Source organism: Anaerolactibacter massiliensis (assembly GCF_900290205.1).
Lineage (GTDB): Bacteria > Bacillota_I > Bacilli_A > Erysipelotrichales > Erysipelotrichaceae > Bulleidia > Bulleidia intestinalis.
This window is the reverse complement of sequence record NZ_OLMH01000002.1, coordinates 1-16,995: the sequence shown is the minus strand read 5'-3', so window position 1 is coordinate 16,995 and position 16,995 is coordinate 1. Positions and strand designations below refer to the sequence as shown.

At 50.1% G+C, this 16,995-nt stretch carries 17 protein-coding genes and 3 rRNA genes; all 20 read right to left on the bottom strand.

Going from position 1 to position 16,995, the window contains the following annotated elements; translation table 11 throughout:
* Positions 1-6 precede the first annotated feature (6 nt).
* A complete protein-coding gene (locus tag C7E00_RS03565) occupies positions 7-630 on the bottom strand; it encodes a redox-sensing transcriptional repressor Rex (protein WP_105302993.1) in 624 nt (207 codons plus the stop codon).
* A 69-nt stretch (positions 631-699) separates the two neighbouring features.
* Positions 700-1,716, bottom strand: a complete 1,017-nt coding sequence (gene tsaD, locus C7E00_RS03560) for a tRNA (adenosine(37)-N6)-threonylcarbamoyltransferase complex transferase subunit TsaD (RefSeq protein WP_105302992.1) — start codon at positions 1,714-1,716, stop codon at positions 700-702.
* A complete protein-coding gene (rimI, locus tag C7E00_RS03555; protein WP_105302991.1) occupies positions 1,694-2,161 on the bottom strand; it encodes a ribosomal protein S18-alanine N-acetyltransferase in 468 nt (155 codons plus the stop codon). Before rimI ends, tsaD begins: the two co-directional genes overlap by 23 nt.
* Positions 2,158-2,763 (bottom strand): tRNA (adenosine(37)-N6)-threonylcarbamoyltransferase complex dimerization subunit type 1 TsaB, encoded by a 606-nt coding sequence (gene tsaB, locus C7E00_RS03550; protein ID WP_105302990.1) that lies wholly within the window; start codon positions 2,761-2,763, stop codon positions 2,158-2,160. The genes rimI and tsaB overlap by 4 nt, the downstream gene beginning before the upstream one ends.
* Positions 2,760-3,212 (bottom strand): tRNA (adenosine(37)-N6)-threonylcarbamoyltransferase complex ATPase subunit type 1 TsaE, encoded by a 453-nt coding sequence (gene tsaE / locus C7E00_RS03545; RefSeq protein ID WP_105302989.1) that lies wholly within the window; start codon positions 3,210-3,212, stop codon positions 2,760-2,762. The genes tsaB and tsaE overlap by 4 nt, the downstream gene beginning before the upstream one ends.
* A 417-nt stretch (positions 3,213-3,629) precedes the next feature.
* Positions 3,630-3,743 (bottom strand): 5S ribosomal RNA (gene rrf / locus C7E00_RS03540).
* Positions 3,744-3,834: 91 nt separating this feature from the next.
* Positions 3,835-6,728 (bottom strand): 23S ribosomal RNA (locus C7E00_RS03535).
* A gap of 235 nt (positions 6,729-6,963) precedes the next feature.
* A 16S ribosomal RNA gene (locus tag C7E00_RS03530) occupies positions 6,964-8,488 on the bottom strand.
* The 16S, 23S and 5S rRNA genes sit together here, the layout of an rRNA operon.
* A gap of 318 nt (positions 8,489-8,806) precedes the next feature.
* Positions 8,807-8,977, bottom strand: a complete 171-nt coding sequence (locus C7E00_RS16110) for a hypothetical protein (protein ID WP_167836447.1) — start codon at positions 8,975-8,977, stop codon at positions 8,807-8,809.
* 236 nt (positions 8,978-9,213) lie between these two features.
* Positions 9,214-9,597 carry a hypothetical protein gene (locus C7E00_RS03525; RefSeq protein ID WP_105302988.1) on the bottom strand — a complete coding sequence of 128 codons (384 nt, stop codon included), beginning with the start codon at positions 9,595-9,597 and terminating at the stop codon, positions 9,214-9,216.
* Complete coding sequence (locus tag C7E00_RS03520; RefSeq protein ID WP_135358146.1) at positions 9,597-9,869, bottom strand: phage holin family protein; 273 nt, start codon at positions 9,867-9,869, stop codon at positions 9,597-9,599. Before C7E00_RS03520 ends, C7E00_RS03525 begins: the two co-directional genes overlap by 1 nt.
* Before the next feature lie 34 nt (positions 9,870-9,903).
* A complete protein-coding gene (locus tag C7E00_RS03515) occupies positions 9,904-10,872 on the bottom strand; it encodes an N-acetylmuramoyl-L-alanine amidase (protein WP_105302986.1) in 969 nt (322 codons plus the stop codon).
* A 126-nt stretch (positions 10,873-10,998) separates the two neighbouring features.
* Entirely contained in the window at positions 10,999-11,187 is a 189-nt protein-coding gene (locus C7E00_RS03510; RefSeq protein WP_105302715.1) for a hypothetical protein, read from the bottom strand.
* On the bottom strand, positions 11,187-11,342 hold the full coding sequence (locus tag C7E00_RS16105; protein WP_167836426.1) for a hypothetical protein: 156 nt from the start codon (positions 11,340-11,342) through the stop codon (positions 11,187-11,189). The genes C7E00_RS03510 and C7E00_RS16105 overlap by 1 nt, the downstream gene beginning before the upstream one ends.
* A 4-nt stretch (positions 11,343-11,346) precedes the next feature.
* Positions 11,347-11,721, bottom strand: coding sequence for a hypothetical protein (locus tag C7E00_RS03505; protein WP_135358133.1), 375 nt, complete (start codon positions 11,719-11,721; stop codon positions 11,347-11,349).
* A complete protein-coding gene (locus C7E00_RS03500; protein ID WP_105302713.1) occupies positions 11,657-12,916 on the bottom strand; it encodes a reverse transcriptase domain-containing protein in 1,260 nt (419 codons plus the stop codon). Before C7E00_RS03500 ends, C7E00_RS03505 begins: the two co-directional genes overlap by 65 nt.
* A 436-nt stretch (positions 12,917-13,352) precedes the next feature.
* The gene (locus C7E00_RS03495) at positions 13,353-14,969 is read right to left on the bottom strand and encodes a hypothetical protein (RefSeq protein WP_105302985.1); all 1,617 of its coding nucleotides are present in this window, start codon (positions 14,967-14,969) and stop codon (positions 13,353-13,355) included.
* 8 nt (positions 14,970-14,977) lie between these two features.
* Positions 14,978-15,748, bottom strand: coding sequence for a phage tail-collar fiber domain-containing protein (locus C7E00_RS03490; RefSeq protein WP_105302984.1), 771 nt, complete (start codon positions 15,746-15,748; stop codon positions 14,978-14,980).
* Between the two features lie 19 nt (positions 15,749-15,767).
* The gene (locus C7E00_RS03485) at positions 15,768-16,481 is read right to left on the bottom strand and encodes a phage tail protein I (RefSeq protein ID WP_105302983.1); all 714 of its coding nucleotides are present in this window, start codon (positions 16,479-16,481) and stop codon (positions 15,768-15,770) included.
* The coding region (locus tag C7E00_RS03480) for a baseplate J/gp47 family protein (protein WP_204378556.1) at positions 16,474-16,995 on the bottom strand (522 nt) is incomplete at its 5' end. The genes C7E00_RS03485 and C7E00_RS03480, both read right to left, overlap by 8 nt.

Genomic DNA, 16,995 nt, shown 5'->3' with positions numbered 1-16,995 from the left:
TGCTGTTTATTTCTGCATGGAGTTTGCCTCAAAGACAAGCTCCTGAATCGACGACACGACATCGATCTGTTTCACATGTACATTTGCCGGCACTGTGAAATGGTCGCTCACAAAACTTACCAATCCCGTAATTCCGTTCTTCACGAGCAGATCAACCGTAGGCTGAACTTCCCGGGAAATCGTCAGAATTGCAATCCGGCATCCTTCCGGCTTCTTCTCTGCAATCTCATTCAGATTGTAGACCGGGACACCTGCGCCCTTCACATCTTCCGGCTTCAGATCAAAGGCACATACAATCTCACCGACCACATGGTTCCAGTGATTGTAGTTCAGAAGTGCCTTTCCGAGGTTTCCGCATCCGACCAGAATGATCTTCTCATCAAAGTTCATGCCGAGCTGATCGCTGAAGATCTGAATCAGATCATCAACCTTATAGCCATAACCCTGCTTCCCGAGATTCCCGAGAAAGCTGAAGTCTCTGCGGATCGTGGTAGATTCGATGCCGACATAATCGGCAAGTTCCCGGGACATGATGCGATCCACTCCGTCTGCCTTCAGACGGCGCAGGGCCTTCAGATATACCGGATAACGATGCAGTGTTGCCTTTGGTACTAGTTTATTGTTTTCCATATTTTTCACCTGGGTACAGTGTATCATAAACTAGTGAATGTGATAATATGAATAATCCTAACAAGATTATTAATTCTCTCCTGGCATCATCAGACCCGGATCTGCGGCGGCATCAAATCCGCCGAATGCTTTATGAAGGTACGCAGTATAACCCACCGCACCGATCATTGCCGCATTGTCCGTGCAGCATTTCAGAGGCGGAATGACCAGCTTCGTTTCCGGATAAGCCTTCATCTTGTCCGTCATCATGGAACGAAGACGGGAATTAGCCGCAACTCCGCCTGCCAGTACCAGCATCTTCGGCTTGAATTCCTTTACCGCTGCACATGTCTTATCCGTCATGGAATTCAGTGCAGTCTCCTGGAATGCATATGCCATATCAGCCGGATTAACTTCCTTGCCCTGCTTCTTCAGACGCTGATCCAGCTGCAGCACTGCGGTCTTGAGGCCGGAGAACGAGAAGTCATAAGGCTTAGCCGTCTTCGGCGTCGGCAGCACATAGTCCGGATCTGCCTTGCCGAGCTTAGCCAGCTTATCCATGACCGGTCCGCCCGGATAGCCGAGGCCCAGCACACGGGCAACCTTGTCATATGCTTCGCCGATCGCATCATCCATGGTTGTGCCGATGACCTTGAAGTCCCAGTCATTCGCCATCCATACAAGCTGCGTATGACCGCCCGAAACAACCAATGCCATTAACGGGAATTCCAGATCCGTCACGAACTGATTGGCAAAGATATGCCCGGTGATATGATGAATCGGAATCAGCGGCTTATGGAACTCCCAGGCAAGCGTCTTGGCAGCCTGCACGCCAACATGCAGAGAACCGATCAGACCAGGACCCTGGGTATAGGCAATCGCATCGATGTCATCCATCGTCACCCCAGCCTGCTTTACCGCCTCGCTGATAACTGCAGAAATATTCTCCACATGAATGCGGCTCGCTACTTCCGGAACGACCCCGCCATATAATGTATGCACATTGATCTGACTCGAAACAACATTGGAAAGGATCTCTTTCCCATCCCGGACTACCGCACATGCTGTCTCATCGCAGCTTGTCTCAATCCCTAATATCAGCGTCATCTTTCTGACCTCCAATCGGCTTCACCATGAGATACGCATCTTCGCCATTCTCGTAGTAGCCTTTTCTTATATTCACCTGAATAAACCCATGTTTCTCGTAGAGATGCCTTGCCTTAGCATTGCTTACGCGTACCTCCAGGGAAAACGTCTCGCAGCCCTGATCTGCCGCATCTTTCTCTGCATAGCTCAGCAATGCACTGCCGATGCCGCGATTCTGATATTCCGGATCCACTCCGATCGTCGCAACCTGAGCCTGCTCATATAGAATCCAGTAGTCAAGATACCCGACTACCCTTCCTTCTTCTTCATCGACAAGAAGAATTGCAAAGGGATTCTCATGCAGTTCATGCTCGAATTCCTTCCACGGCCACGGGCTGTCCGCAAACAGCACATTCTCCAGCTCGGCAATGCGATCAAGATCCTGGTCTTCAGCAGCTCGGATCATTGATGATGAGGCAGGTAGCTCTCACTGCTCTTCAGATATTCCGGCTTTACGAGATGCACATTCTCTGCATACTTCCACTGATCTTTCAGCGCCAGGAAATTCTCAGCAAGATCCGGAATATGGTCTTCTCTTCCTACCAAACTGCCATCGCCGATCACGGTTTCCGCTTCTAGGATCTCTGCCTTCACTTCTTCACAAGGCTTCGCTTCTACCGTACCGGAAAGAACCCCATATTCATAAACCGCTGTATAGACACGGCCTCCTCTTGCATCAAGGACGACGCGGGCTCTTGGCTCCATGCCAGCAAACAGCTGCAGCGTGCCAACCGTTGCGATCGGAAGATTCCGCATTGCACAGAATACCTTCGCCACTGTCATCGCAATCCGTACACCGGTATAGCTGCCAGGGCCTTCGCTGACCACGACCTGACCGATATCTTCCGGTTCCAGACCGGCTTCCTTCATCAGATCCATCAATCTCGGAAACAATTCTTCCGACTGCTTCTTCCAGCACTTTTCCTGGAACTTCGCCACGATCTGATCATCCCGGATCAGCGCAATCACAAGATACTGAGTACTAGTATCCATGCATAATGTAATCATCTGATTTCCTCCAGAAGCTGTTCGTATTCAGCCCCATTCGCTGTCATCGTAAACTCCCGATCACTTTCCTCAAGCAGACGGATTGAAATAGAAAGATACTCTTCCGGAACAAGATCCGGTACAAACTGAGACCACTCAATGACCGTCAGCCCGCCATCTGTCAGATACTCATCAAACCCGAGATCCTGATGAACCCCTTCAAGCCGATAAGCATCAATATGATTCAGCTCCAGCCGGCCATGATATAACTTCTGGATCGTGAAGGTAGGACTGGTAACGGTTCTCGTGATCCCCAGACCCTTTGCAATTCCCTGGGTCAGACACGTCTTACCCGCCCCGAGATCGCCTTTCATCAGGAATACCATATCAGGCTTCGCATGAGCACCGAGCTTTTCTCCAAGCGCATGCGTTTCCTCGACACTTTTCGTAATCACTTTCAGTTCTTTCATAACTGTGCCTCGCAGGCATTAATTATACACGCTCTGAGTGCCATTGCATGCATAAATACCCACTTTCAGAGGTTCGTAAGCCATCAGCAGAAGAATCATCACATGCAGGAATGGATGCATCAAAAGAACTAAGCCCGAGGTAGAGTAAAACAGATACGTTTAGTAAGCTGCCGCTGTCCCCGTTTTCTGATTCCCTTTGCATGGATAAATGATTTCATTGCTTTATAACAAAGGTCCCCTAAACATCCCATTTTCATTTCTGAGACCTTTCGGAGCATCTGCACAAAGAATCAGGATCATGGATTCAAATATTGATTCAGTGTTCCCAATGGCCAGTCAGTATAAGGTAAGAGGGACAAAAGCATGCTCCAGAGTAACATAAAAAAAAGAGGAAGAGCAGAAGCTCTTCCATCGATTACCCGGCAGCGTGCTTGATTCACTGAGGTCCGCTCAGCTATTTTCGCCCCTGCAGTGCTTAACTTCTGTGTTCGGGATGGGAACAGGTGTGACCACTGCGGTATCGTCACCGGATTTCTTCCAGAGATTGCTCCCTGAAAACTGAATAACAGATTTCTCCAGACTTCAGACTGCTTCGTCTTTCCGTATTGTGGCGTTCTCTCGTGTGATTAAATCTTCGACCTATTAGGATCAGTCAGCTCAATGCCTCACGGCACTTACACCTCTGACCTATCAACCTCGTCGTCTTCAAGGGGTCTTATTTCTTTCGAAGGGAAGTCTCATCTTGGAGTTGGTTTCGCGCTTAGATGCCTTCAGCGTTTATCTCAGCCGTTCTCAGCTATCCAGCTGTGCCACTGGCGTGACAACTGGTGCACCGTAGGAACGTCCATCCTGGTCCTCTCGTACTAGGGACAGCTCTCCTCAAACTTCCAACGCCCACAACAGATAGGGACCAAACTGTCTCACGACGTTTTGAACCCAGCTCGCGTACCGCTTTAATGGGCGGACAGCCCAACCCTTGGAAGCGAATTCACCTCCAGGATGCGATGAGCCGACATCGAGGTGCCAAACCTCCCCGTCGATGTGAACTCTTGGGGGAGATCAGCCTGTTATCCCCAGGGTAGCTTTTATCCGTTAAGCGACGGCCATTCCATTCTGCACCGCCGGATCACTAATTCCGACTTTCGTCCCTGCTCGACCTGTTTGTCTCGCAGTCAAGCACTCTTCTGCATTTACGCTCGACGAATGATTTCCAACCATTCTGAGAGTACCTTTGAGCGCCTCCGTTACTCTTTGGGAGGCGACCGCCCCAGTCAAACTGCCCATCTGCCACGGTCCCATACCCGGTTTACGGTATATAGTTAGAATTTCAGTTAAATAAGAGTGGTATCCCAACGGTGACTCCTCTGATCCCGAAGGACCAGTCTCAATGTCTCCCACCTATTCTGTGCATAGTTAACCGAAACTCAATAGCAGACTACAGTAAAGCTCCATGGGGTCTTTCCGTCTAGTTGCGGGTAACCTGCATCTTCACAGGTACTAAGATTTCACCGAGTCTGCTGCCGAGACAGTGCCCAAATCATTACACCTTTCGTGCGGGTCAGAACTTACCTGACAAGGAATTTCGCTACCTTAGGACCGTTATAGTTACGGCCGCCGTTCACTGGGGCTTCAATTCAGCGCTTCGGATTGCTCCTGACACATCCTTTTGACCTTCCAGCACCGGGCAGGTGTCACCCCCTATACTTCGCCTTACGGCTTAGCAGAGAGCTATGTTTTAGTTAAACAGTTGCTAGGGCCTATTTACTGTGACTCTTTCGAGTACCCCTTATAGCTAACGTACGGGGTCAAATTGCAGAGTTCCTTGGCAACAGTTCTCTCGCTCAGCTGAGGCTACTCGCCTCGTCCACCTGTGTCGGTTTTGGTACGGGCCGCTCACGAATTAACACTAGAAGCTTTTCCTGAGAGCTGGTATCGTACATTTCACTACTTGCTTGCGCGTTCGCTTGGTTCATGTCTTCCATTCCGCTGACGGATTTGCCTGTCAGCCTGCTATACACATGCCCTGCCCAATCCATTAAGGACTAGTACTAACCTTCTCTGTCACTCCATCATTTCGTGCGCGGGCGCAGGAATATCAACCTGCTCGTCATCGGCTACGCCTCTCGGCCTCGCCTTAGTTCCCGGCTTACCCAGGGCGGACGAACCTTCCCCTGGAAACCTTGGACATACGCTGTGCAGGATTCTCACCTGCATCTCGCTACTCACACCGGCATTCTCACTTCCGGACGCTCCACGACTCCTTACGGTATCGCTTCAATGCGGTCCGGAACGCTCCCCTACCACTTGATTTGCATCAAATCCATAGATTCGGTACTATGCTTAGCCCCGGTAAATTTTCGGCGCAGAGATACTCGACTAGTGAGCTGTTACGCACTCTTTCAAGGATGGCTGCTTCTGAGCCAACCTCCTAGCTGTTTATGCGTCTCCACATCCTTTCCCACTTAGCATAGATTTTGGGACCTTATCTGATGATCTGGGCTGTTTCCCTTTTGACCACGGACCTTATCACTCGCAGTCTGACTGCCGGGTATTGCTTCATGGCATTCGGAGTTTGATTTCAATTGGTATGGCTAGATGCCACCCGCATGAATTCAGTGCTCTACCTCCATCAAGTTTCACCCAACGCTAGCCCTAAAGCTATTTCGGGGAGAACCAGCTATCGCTGCGTTCGATTGGAATTTCTCCGCTAATCACAAGTCATCCGCCAGCTTTTCAACGAGGGTCGGTTCGGTCCTCCAGTTGGAATCACCCAACCTTCAACCTGCTCATGACTAGATCACTACAGCTTCGGGTCTATCCCTGCATACTTAACACCCTGTTAAGATTCGCTTTCGCTGCGGCTCCGCATTGTCTGCTTAACCTCGCATGCAAGGATAACTCGCCGGTTCATTCTACAAAAGGCACGCCATCACACATGAATGTGCTCTGACTTCTTGTAAGCATACGGTTTCAGGATCTCTTTCACTCCGCTCCCGCGGTTCTTTTCATCTTTCCCTCATGGTACTGGTGCACTATCGGTCATATAGGAGTATTTAGCCTTACCGGATGGTCCCGGTTGCTTCCGACAGGGTTCCACGTGCCCCGTCGTACTCAGGATCCCGCTCGCCTCGCTTCGGATTTCGTCTACGGGAGCTGCACCCTCTTCGCTGTGCCTTTCAATGCACTTCGACTATCCTTCGCTCATAACTTTTCGCGGTCCTTCAACCCCAGCCCTAAGACTGGTTTAGGCTGCTCCGATTTCGCTCGCCACTACTCTCGGAATCACTCTTGTTTTCTTTTCCTCCAGGTACTAAGATGTTTCAATTCCCTGGGTTCTCTTCTCTGGCTTTATGTATTCCGCCAGGATGCCTGAACATTACTTCAGGCGGGTTTCCCCATTCGGATACCCCCGGATCGTTGCCTGTTTACGACTCCCCGAGGCGTTTCGCCGTTCACTGCGTCCTTCTTCTGCTCTATATGCCAAGACATCCGCCGTACGCTCTTGCTTATTTAATCTTTTTAGAGAACTGCTTCCAAGTTTCTTCCGCCATTCAATAGACTGGCTTCCAAACTTGGTTTTCTTCAACTATACAGAAAGACTTTCTTGCTGTCTTTCTATCTGTTTGTTTGTTTCTTCTGTTATTCAGTTTTCAAAGAACAATTGAGATATCCTTTCAGATCTCTCAAAACTGACCAGGAATTTCCGCTACGTGGGAAAAACGTTTCTTGTACTTCCTTTTTTTCTCCTTAGAAAGGAGGTGATCCATCCCCACGTTCTCGTAGGGATACCTTGTTACGACTTGACCCCAATCATCAGCCCTACCTTCGACGGCTCCTTCCTTGCGGTTAGGCCACCGGCTTCGGGTATTGCCAACTCTCATGGTATGACGGGCGGTGTGTACAAGGCCCGAGAACGTATTCACCGCGGCATGCTGATCCGCGATTACTAGCGATTCCAGCTTCATGAAGTCGGGTTGCAGACTTCAATCCGAACTGAGACGTACTTTAAGAGATTTGCTTCACTTCGCAGTGTCGCTCCTCGTTGTATACGCCATTGTAGTACGTGTGTAGCCCAGGCCATAAGGGGCATGATGATTTGACGTCATCCCCACCTTCCTCCGGTTTATCACCAGCAGTCTCTTCAGAGTCCCCAACTTAATGATGGTAACTGAAGACAAGGGTTGCGCTCGTTGCGGGACTTAACCCAACATCTCACGACACGAGCTGACGACAACCATGCACCACCTGTCTCCTTGATAACCTCGGATGTATCTCTACACCTCTGCAAGGGATGTCAAGGCCTGGTAAGGTTCTTCGCGTTGCGTCGAATTAAACCACATACTCCACCGCTTGTGCGGGCCCCCGTCAATTCCTTTATGTTTCACACTTGCGTGCATACTCCACAGGCGGAATGCTTATTGCGTTGGCTGCAGCACCGGGTCGCCCCGATACTTAGCATTCATCGTTTACAGCGTGGACTACTAGGGTATCTAATCCTATTTGCTCCCCACGCTTTCGTGCCTCAGCGTCAGTTACTGTCTAGAAAGCCGCCTTCGCCACCGGTATTCCTCCATATATCTACGCATTTTACCGCTACACATGGAATTCTACTTTCCTCTCCAGTACTCTAGCCTCCCAGTATCTAAGGCTTTATGGGGTTAAGCCCCACGCTTTCACCTTAAACTTAAAAGGCCGCCTACGCACCCTTTACGCCCAATAATTCCGGATAACGCTCGCCACCTACGTATTACCGCGGCTGCTGGCACGTAGTTAGCCGTGGCTTCCTCGCAAGGTACCGTCACTCACATATCCTCTATGTGCCGTTCTTCCCTTGCAACAGAGCTTTACAATCCGAAAACCTTCTTCACTCACGCGGCGTTGCTCGGTCAGGGTTCCCCCCATTGCCGAAAATTCCCTACTGCTGCCTCCCGTAGGAGTCTGGGCCGTGTCTCAGTCCCAATGTGGCCGTTCACCCTCTCAGGCCGGCTACGCATCATCGCTTTGGTGGGCCGTTACCTCACCAACTGGCTAATGCGCCATAAGCCCATCTGTTTGTGTCTCTCACCTTTAACATAAATGGGATGCCCCATCTATGCCTATCCGGTTTTAGTACCCGTTTCCAGGCATTATCCCGGTCCTTACAGGCAGGTTGCTTATGTATTACTCACCCGTTCGCCACTCGTTCCGGCAAGCAAGCTTGCCTTCCCTCGTTCGACTTGCATGTATTAGGCACGCCGCCAGCGTTTATCCTGAGCCAGGATCAAACTCTCCATTTGATTTGACTCTATTCTTCGCTGACTTTCGTCAGTCTTCTTTCCTTATCGGAATTTGACGTTCTTTTTCGTTGCTTAATTCCTGTTCAGTTTTCAAAGATCTCTCGCATCGGCTCTCGCCGTGCAATTCAAGAGATTATCACTTCTGCACGCCCCTGTCAATTACTTTCTGAGAAATTTCTTCCTCTTTTGTCCTTGCCCCAGGCTCTCTCGCCGCGTGCTCAAAGAATATAGCATCCCTCTCTCCCTTTAGTCAATTAGTTTTTTTCATTTTTTCAATAAGTAATTGGGTCACCAATCTATATAAAGCAGAAAAAATCGTCAGAGTGACTGACGATTCATCTTCTGATACATATGATAGTAAGACTCGATGCAATCCTGATTGAATGGATCCTCTCCCTTATCCATCGAATCGATCAGTTTCTGCATCTCATGTTCGACAATCTGCATGACCTCCGGGGGATAGTTCATCTGCTTCACCATATTGTACATAAAACGAACACTGCAATTCTGATCACTGATTCAGTTGCCGCGTTCGTCTGCACGTACTAAAAAGAGCACGCCGCAGAAGGCCGTTTTTGAGCCGTCTGAGCGTGTTCTTTTATTTTGTGGGTGATTCTCCATCCATGCCTATAATCGTTGCGTGTGGCTTAAATTTGATCGGAATCCGAGCATTTCTGAAGGGATTACAACATAAAAAAACCGGAGCATCTCTGCCCCGGCTGTTCTTATACTTTCGATCTTAGATATTCCTGGATCTCATCGCTGGCTTTCTGCATGCCCGCAACATTGTTGCCACCTTCCAAGTTTGACTTGAGAAGCTGCTGCGAAGCGTTAAGGTTCAGCCTCATAATTTCGTGGAAGTCGGCAAACTCCTCTGCCTTGTCGATATTTTCGGCTTCCAGCTTTTTCAGTCTTTCGTTGTCCTTGCGGGAGTAGTCCTCCAGGCTGGCGATCCTGACATCAGTAGCAGCTCTCCATCCTTTGGACCTGATTTTACTTACCAGTGCCCAGATGCCCGCCAATGCTCCAGCGATGCCACCGCAATACAAGATGATGCGACCTGCCAGTGAAAAGAACTCATTGACCGTTCTTATTGTGGTTGGATCCATCACTGCTTTGCATCACTTTCTACTTCAGTATTTTTGCTCATGGGAATGCTGATAGCCTGATCAATGCCTGTGGCACCGAAACCGGATACCAAACCGGCCACAAACGTAGCAAAGCTGACAGAGCCCTGCATCCAGAATGCAAAGATGATGCCACAGCCTGCCGCTACAAGCGGCAGATACTTTGACTTGTCACCCATAAGTGGCTTGATAATAGCGCAGATGATGTACACTGCAACTGCCACCATGGGCAGCATGTAATTACTCCAATTCATAAATCCCTCCTGAAAACTGTCATTCTCCAAGTTGTCATCTCAGCAGATCGTTGACCCGTGTCTGAATCTGATTGGCCACATTAGCTCCAAACTTGGCCACAAGTGCATTTCTGCGTTCTCCACCATTGCCGTAGTCTCCTCTGATGACCTTGCGTGCCTCTGCATCGATATTCACAGATGTGCTGGCAGCAGCACCAAGCATCTGGTTCACTCTGGCCTGTACTTCATCATAATGGCTGCCGAGTGCTGTGCGTCTCTGATCACCATTGCCATACTTGCCAGCGATGACATCTCTTGCCGCTGCATCCACGTCAAACACTGCAGGCTGACTGGATGAACCGCCGCCAAGGATCTCATTGACACGAGCCTGGACAGCATTATAGTTTGCACCCAGAGCCGCCCTGCGCTGATCACCGTTTCCAAACTCTCCGGCAATGGTACGCTTTGCCAGATCATCAATGCTGCCAGTTGCCGCATTAGGCTGAGTGCTTGCTGCAGAGCCAGTACCAAGCAAAGCATTCACCTGATCACAGATGTAGTTGGTGTGCTCCTTGATGTAAGGACCAGGGCACGATGTTGCAGAGTAGTCGCAATGTCTCAGCAGTGTGCCGTTCTTTCCGTTGTAGTACAGGCGGCTGATGCCGTTTCTCTTGCAGATGTCTGCGCACAGCTTGATCAGGGATGACATTGCTGCGTCGCTGATCGGCCAATTGCCGCCCGCCTGAGAGTTGGCAACCTCGATGGTGACAGTGTTTCTGTCAGGTTCCCAGCCGGATGTGGTCCACGCTCTGTAAGCCTCATCGACATACTGACCGATCCGGCCATTGCTGTCGATGCCATAATGAGCAGATGCCTGCCTGTTTTTGAAGACATTGCCAAGTGTTTGCAGGCTGAGATTGCCAGCCTGGTGATGGATGACAATGCGGCTGATCTTGTTGCCAGCACGGTCATTCCAGTGGCCGGAAGTCATGTCACGATAAACTACTAGTGAAGAGTTACTCATTTCTGTTCTCCTTTCTCAAGTTCAGCCGGTGTATCAGTTCCCTTGCCATCGTTTTCGAGTGGTTCAATTGTTGTGTTTTCGTTTGCCATATAGTTTTCTCCTCTTTACTGGTACGAAAAAGGCGGACTATTGATCCGCCTTTGTTGATGCGAGCTTCTTAGTGTTCTCCTTCAGTTTCTCCTCAAGATAGTCCTGCGATGCGGATACATTGAATCCGTATCCGTTCGTGCCTTTGAAGGCATCCTCCGGGAGATCAAAGAAGGTGCTGAGAATTGCCCGAACTTCTGCAAAGCTGAGAGTTGTCACCGACGTCATTATTCGGTGTCCTCTTCATCGCCCGGAATCTTCTCATCCGGGTATTTCTTTTTATATGCCGCCTTGATGGCTTCCTGAGCCTCCGGCTTGAATGTTGCTACCTCATCCCAGGTCAGCTTTCCCTGGTGAATTCTGATCGCCATGAATGTGTACATCTGATCATTCCTCCATCATTGTTGCTGCCAGCATGTCCTGCACAGCCTGTGCGGTTTCCTCCTGAGCGTCCTGCAGAGCCTTGAGCGCTGCATCAATAGACGCAGGCTGTTCCTGCTCCGGGAGGGATGCAATTGGAGTGTAATCGAGGTACTTCTCTGGATCCGCCTTGACTTCCTCTTCTGTGAGGGCATCGGTGCGGAATTCGTTGAAGTCGTACTGGTACTGTGTGATCGGTTCAGAGGTATCGTCCTCAGTATGGGAGCTCTGAGCCGGTGTGGTCACTTCTTCTTCGTTTAGGCAGATCTGGAACTGGTTAATACCGTCCACCAGCGTCATTCTGACTTCTGGCTGCTTCTCGCTGAATAATGCTTTTGTCATGTTGTGAAATCACCTTTCTCGCTTTCTTCGAGATCTTGAAGTAGTTGTACTTTCTGCAGAATCTCAGGCTGTTGCTGTGATCAATGAAGAGTCCACTGTAAGAAGAGAGCTGCCGGGCATGTCTGACAGTCGGCTTGCGGTTAAATGTATTGATCGCGCGGATTGTCTTGACATAGTCCCGGTGTCTCATTGTTATGTGGTCTCTGTAAATCTTGTAACCAAGTACATCGACGTGGGCATCCGTGTTTCTTGGATTCAGATCGATCATCTGCCAGTCATCATGCAGATGCATTCCTTTTGACTCAAACTCAGCCGCGTCTCCGCGTATTGCATGAGCCAACTGGCTTGCGTTGCTGCCGAGAAGATAAATGTCGTCAACGTTGAACATCTGGTGCTTCACTGCATTCTGCTTTTTACCTCTTCTGGTTGTGATATACTTCCGCTCGTTTGAGTGGTAAACATCCGCCACATACAAGGCACAGAGCCGAATACTCAGGACAGAACCGATGGGCAGACCTTTCATGGATTCCTCCAGTCTGGTCTTCAGATCCGGATCCCGGTCCATCTCATTGATGAACCTCTGCGAAGGATGCCCGGTATCCATCGTCTGCAGCAGTGTTGCGATCAGCCAGAGAATGGCATCGTTTGCAACGTGCCGGTCTAACCATCCCATCATGTTCGCATGATAGATGGAAGCATAAGCACGCTGCAGATCAGCTTTGATCATCTTGGTGCAGGTGTAGACCCGTTCCTTCTGACCATTGCGTCCGATCCTGACTTCAGTCTCCTGAAGCCACGAGAACATAACAGCAGCACCGAAGACCGGTCCCTGTTTAGGTTTGCAAGCGATCTGATAGTATCCGATGTACGGAGCCAGCTCGCCCAGTGAGTTATACGCGATGTAGTCATAGATCTGCTGCTTCATGCACTCGACTGCGATGATTCTTGTTTTTCCGTTCGACTTGTCCTTTCGGACATCGTACTCAATCGGATCCACCACAATGTGGCGGTTCAGAATCTCCGCTTGAATGATATCGATCAGCTTCTCTTCACTCCCGCCGCATTCTGCTTCGAGCCGCTTGACGTCCGGTCTTGTGATCAGTTCTTTCAATGTCTTGTGCTTTTCACAGTCATGAATTGCCCGCCGGATAAATTCTCTGTCTGAAATATCAACGTTTTTGCATTTTTTCTTCATTTTGATTCTGTAGTAAATAGCGATTGTTGCTGTGTCTGACCGTTCGATTACTCTACCAGGCCAGCCTGCTCTCAGCCACTTTGCGCATTCCGCGCAGGTACGACAATGAAGTCGCAGCGCTTGGTCAAGGAGCGCGCATGACAGCCGTTAAACTTTGTTTATATAAAGGCGATGCATCCACACCGCCTACCTTTGCCGAGTTAGGATTTTCACGCAAATCGCAGCAGCCGTAGTTCCAGTTCGTCCTGGACAGGTCGTTCCTGCAGTTGACATTGCAGAGACCGTCGTTCGAGCCGTTCCTGAGGTTGCCGACATGGCTGCCATACCCCGTGTTACAGTATTTTGAAACTTTTGAATTATTTAGTAGTGAAAGACAAGAGAGGGGAGGGCCCCTCTCAGGGGCTGCGCCCCTGATTCACCCCCACAAGCAGGGGTATCAATCGCAGCAGCCGGAGGCCCAGAGCGGCCTGGACAGGGCGTCCCAGCAGGAGACAGAGCAGAGACCGACGTACGAGCCGATCCCGAGGTTGCCGACAGTATACTTCTCTCTGAGTGTACCGTCTTCCCCCTTGCCAGACTGTGGACCCCATACTCTATCACCAGTGCCGATAGAGTCACCGCCACCGATGCTGCAAGGGCAGAAGGATCCAGTATCCGGATCAACATAGATATCTCCAGACCAGTAGTCACCTTCTGCAATTGGAATCCCGCCAGCTAACGTGTATCCCGTGTGTGCATTAGCGACATGCTTGACTCCGCGCTTTGCTACATACTGCAGCCATAAGCCGGAACCCTCGTCTCTCTGCATGACCACATTCGAGTCGATGATAGCCTGTCCGTTCATGTATTCTGTGCCGCCAATACGGAAAGTATGGCATCCGTCTGTGTTGGATAGATAAGAGCCGTCAAAGTGGCCGATAACCTTGTCTGTTTCACCGCTCATGCACGGCATCATGGAAACATAATCATCAACCGTGACATTGAATGCTTCAGGAACGTCCAGAGTCAGAGCTGTGTATTCTGTGCCGGAAACAACAACCTTCTCGATGCTCTTGATCTGTGCTCTGTTCACTACATCGTGAACCGTTGCATAGTTTCTATCCTGTGTGACCGCTTTATTATTATCGAGGCATGTCCCTACAGAGACGCACGCACCGACGTAGAACTTGCTCTGATCAGCAATCAGAACACGCTTTGCAGATTCTTCAGCAACTGCGATCTTGCTCTGTGCGTTCCATGTATCAACATGGCCTCTGAAGAACTTCTGGCTGTTTTTTGTCTTGTATTTGATGACCATCATCAGGAATGCGAACAGTGTTCTCTCGGATCCGGATCCCCAGTATCCTGCACCCTTCTTCTGGTATTCAGTGATCATGGAATTGTACGAGTTGTTGTAAGCCGGTACACCGTACTGGGACCGCAGGATCTTCTTTGAATCGCCTGATGTACCTTCCTCATTGCTGATGCTATAGAAGGCACTATGCACATAGAACGGAAGAACAGTGCCATCTGCTTTGATCGCCTCAATCCAAGGGACAAGTCCGAGCTCTGGATGCGGAGCGTCGCTCATGTAGTAGACATCGTATGTCCCATGATTTTCCGCTTTATACCAGAACGTTGCATACACGTTGCCGATGTCAACTTTTCCGGTCTTGGCGAATCCCGGCATTCCTTCCAGTGCTGTCGGTCTTGCAAACCCATCATCGTCTCTTGTGTAGTTGCATCTCTGCCACTGGAAGATCTCGGACTCCTCCGCAAAGTCGTCCTGGCCAGCTTCTGTATCGGTTGCCGGTTTTGCAACCAGTCCGATGGAGTCCAGCAAAGCTTCACCCGTACTGGACGTGTTGGTTGCATACTTCCAGATCTTAGTTGCGAAGACCTTTCCGGATCTGCCACCGATAAACTGCGCAGCAAGCTGCTTTTCAAGTTTGGACTTCAGTCCCATTTCATCTGCATTTGCGTAGACATTCTGCAGAGCCGCCTGATAGGCAAGCTGAGCCATCTGCGCACTGTTTGGCGCTTCATAAGTCACGCCGTTAATTTTCTGTGCCATATTCCTCCTTACTCATCCAGAGCATCAATGTTCTGCGTGATGCAGAGCCGACGTCTGCCGTTTACAAAATACCTGAAGCCGTTGATCTGCTTGTCAATCCTGTCCACGTCCGCCTGATGGGCTTCCTTTGCCGCATTCAGTTCGCTTGTATGCCTTGCGGACAGATCGGACACGGACTTCGTGACTGCTGCATAATGACTTGCTTCTGTGTCGTGAACCTCATTAACCGCTCCGACGATTGTGCTCTTCGTCCCGGTCTTCAGATCGCTTTTTGTGCCGACATCATTGATCAGCTGATTCAGATCGGCAGCGGATGCAATCGCACCAGTGTCGAGCTTCACGCTTACCTGTTCAGCATTAGCCACCGCGACATAGGTTTCAATCTCGATCAACTGCGGAGAAACCGAGTTGTACGGCGGCATGTAGTCTGCCTGCCCATCGACAGCCGTGACGATGGCATACAAACACTCTGTGCTGGACTGCTTTCCGGCTTCGCAGGCGAAGATGCCGAATTCATTGACATAGTATCCCTGCGTCAGTTGAAGATTGGACAGGACTCCCAGAAGGGAGATCGTGCTGTCGTTCACTTTTCTGACTCTGGACACACCGAACTCCTGCTTTTTCTGTCTGAGAGCTGTGGCTCCCTGTAGAGCAGAAGTGGACCATGTTCCGGATCCAGCCTGGACCTTTGTGAACTCAATCGTGCACTGTCCCGCGATTGCTTTGGTGATCAAAGCAATGCCTCGATTAGTCAGAACGACTGAATTGAACTGTGCCATGTTTTAACCTCCTTTTTTTTCATATCTGGATTTTTTTATAAACAAGACATGCACCTCCCGCATGAGGACCGGCCGCGTCAACTCTGGACGAGAGATGCCGACCTTCCGCAACGGTCTGCAGTTTGATACTTCCAACCGCAGTGCCGATATATGCAGACCCGTCCTCCCGGTAACTCAACTGTGGGCTGTTGTTTACCGTGTAGAACCGGTTGGTCGCTTCCATAGCGCCAATATATAGTTTTCCTTGTGCCTTCTTGGAGAAGGTCAAGGCAATCAGATGAGACCTGACATTCTTAACTCGAGAGATGATGCGGGATATCTGTTCCGCTGTCTCCGGTGTAGACCGAGCATCAACAACGACTCTGAATTCATTTGGCTTGTAGCCGCCTTCATACCACTCAATGACGTCTCCAGTGCCGAAGATCGTCTGCAGCATTTCAGCCACAGCACCAGTGGTCCCGGCATGGGATCTCCATGAGAGTGCGTTCTTGACCAGCGTCCGCTTTGTGTCAATCGGAAGCGATTGGTCGTAGTACATGACTCTCAACTCGACTGCCATGTAGTCCAGAACTTTTTCATCCAGATCGTCGATATCGTAAGAAACACCGACCTTCGTTGAGAGAACGAGAAGGTGAGCGATCTGTAACTTGATCGCGTAGCTCAGAGCAAGGAACTCCGGCGATTTTTCATTCGGCCATAGGTCTTTCAGCTCGCCGTCATGAATATCAATCATCTTCAAGCCCTCCGTAGGTGATCGTCTTGGATCCGAGCTTTGCAAGATCGGTGTCTCCGATCTTGGTGAAAGCCGGAGCCTTGAGTTCCACTCGTTTTGCGCCAGCAAGAATGACCCGCTTCACCAGCTCGGACGGATTGATGTCTCTGCCGATCTTTGAACGCTGCCATGTGGCGTATTCGTCCACTGCCTTCTCGACTTCTGACTGGATTGTCGTTGCTGTGTTTCTGTCAGACGAGTTGATCCAGTAGGTGAAGGAGACATCATAGCTGACTTCCTTCGGCGCAGAAACGACGATCTTGTCATTCAGTGGCTTGATTGTCGGATCCTCCAGATACGCCTGCAGTGCTTTGACAACGGACTGGCTCGGCACTTCGTCATTCAGCAAGAAGCAGACATCCACTTCACCTGGAGCATTGCTGAAGACGCGCGCGTCTGTGATCTCCTGATTAAATGATCGGATCCAGAACTTGTATGCGTCCTCTGTCCCGGTTGTTGAGTGCCGATCCGGTGG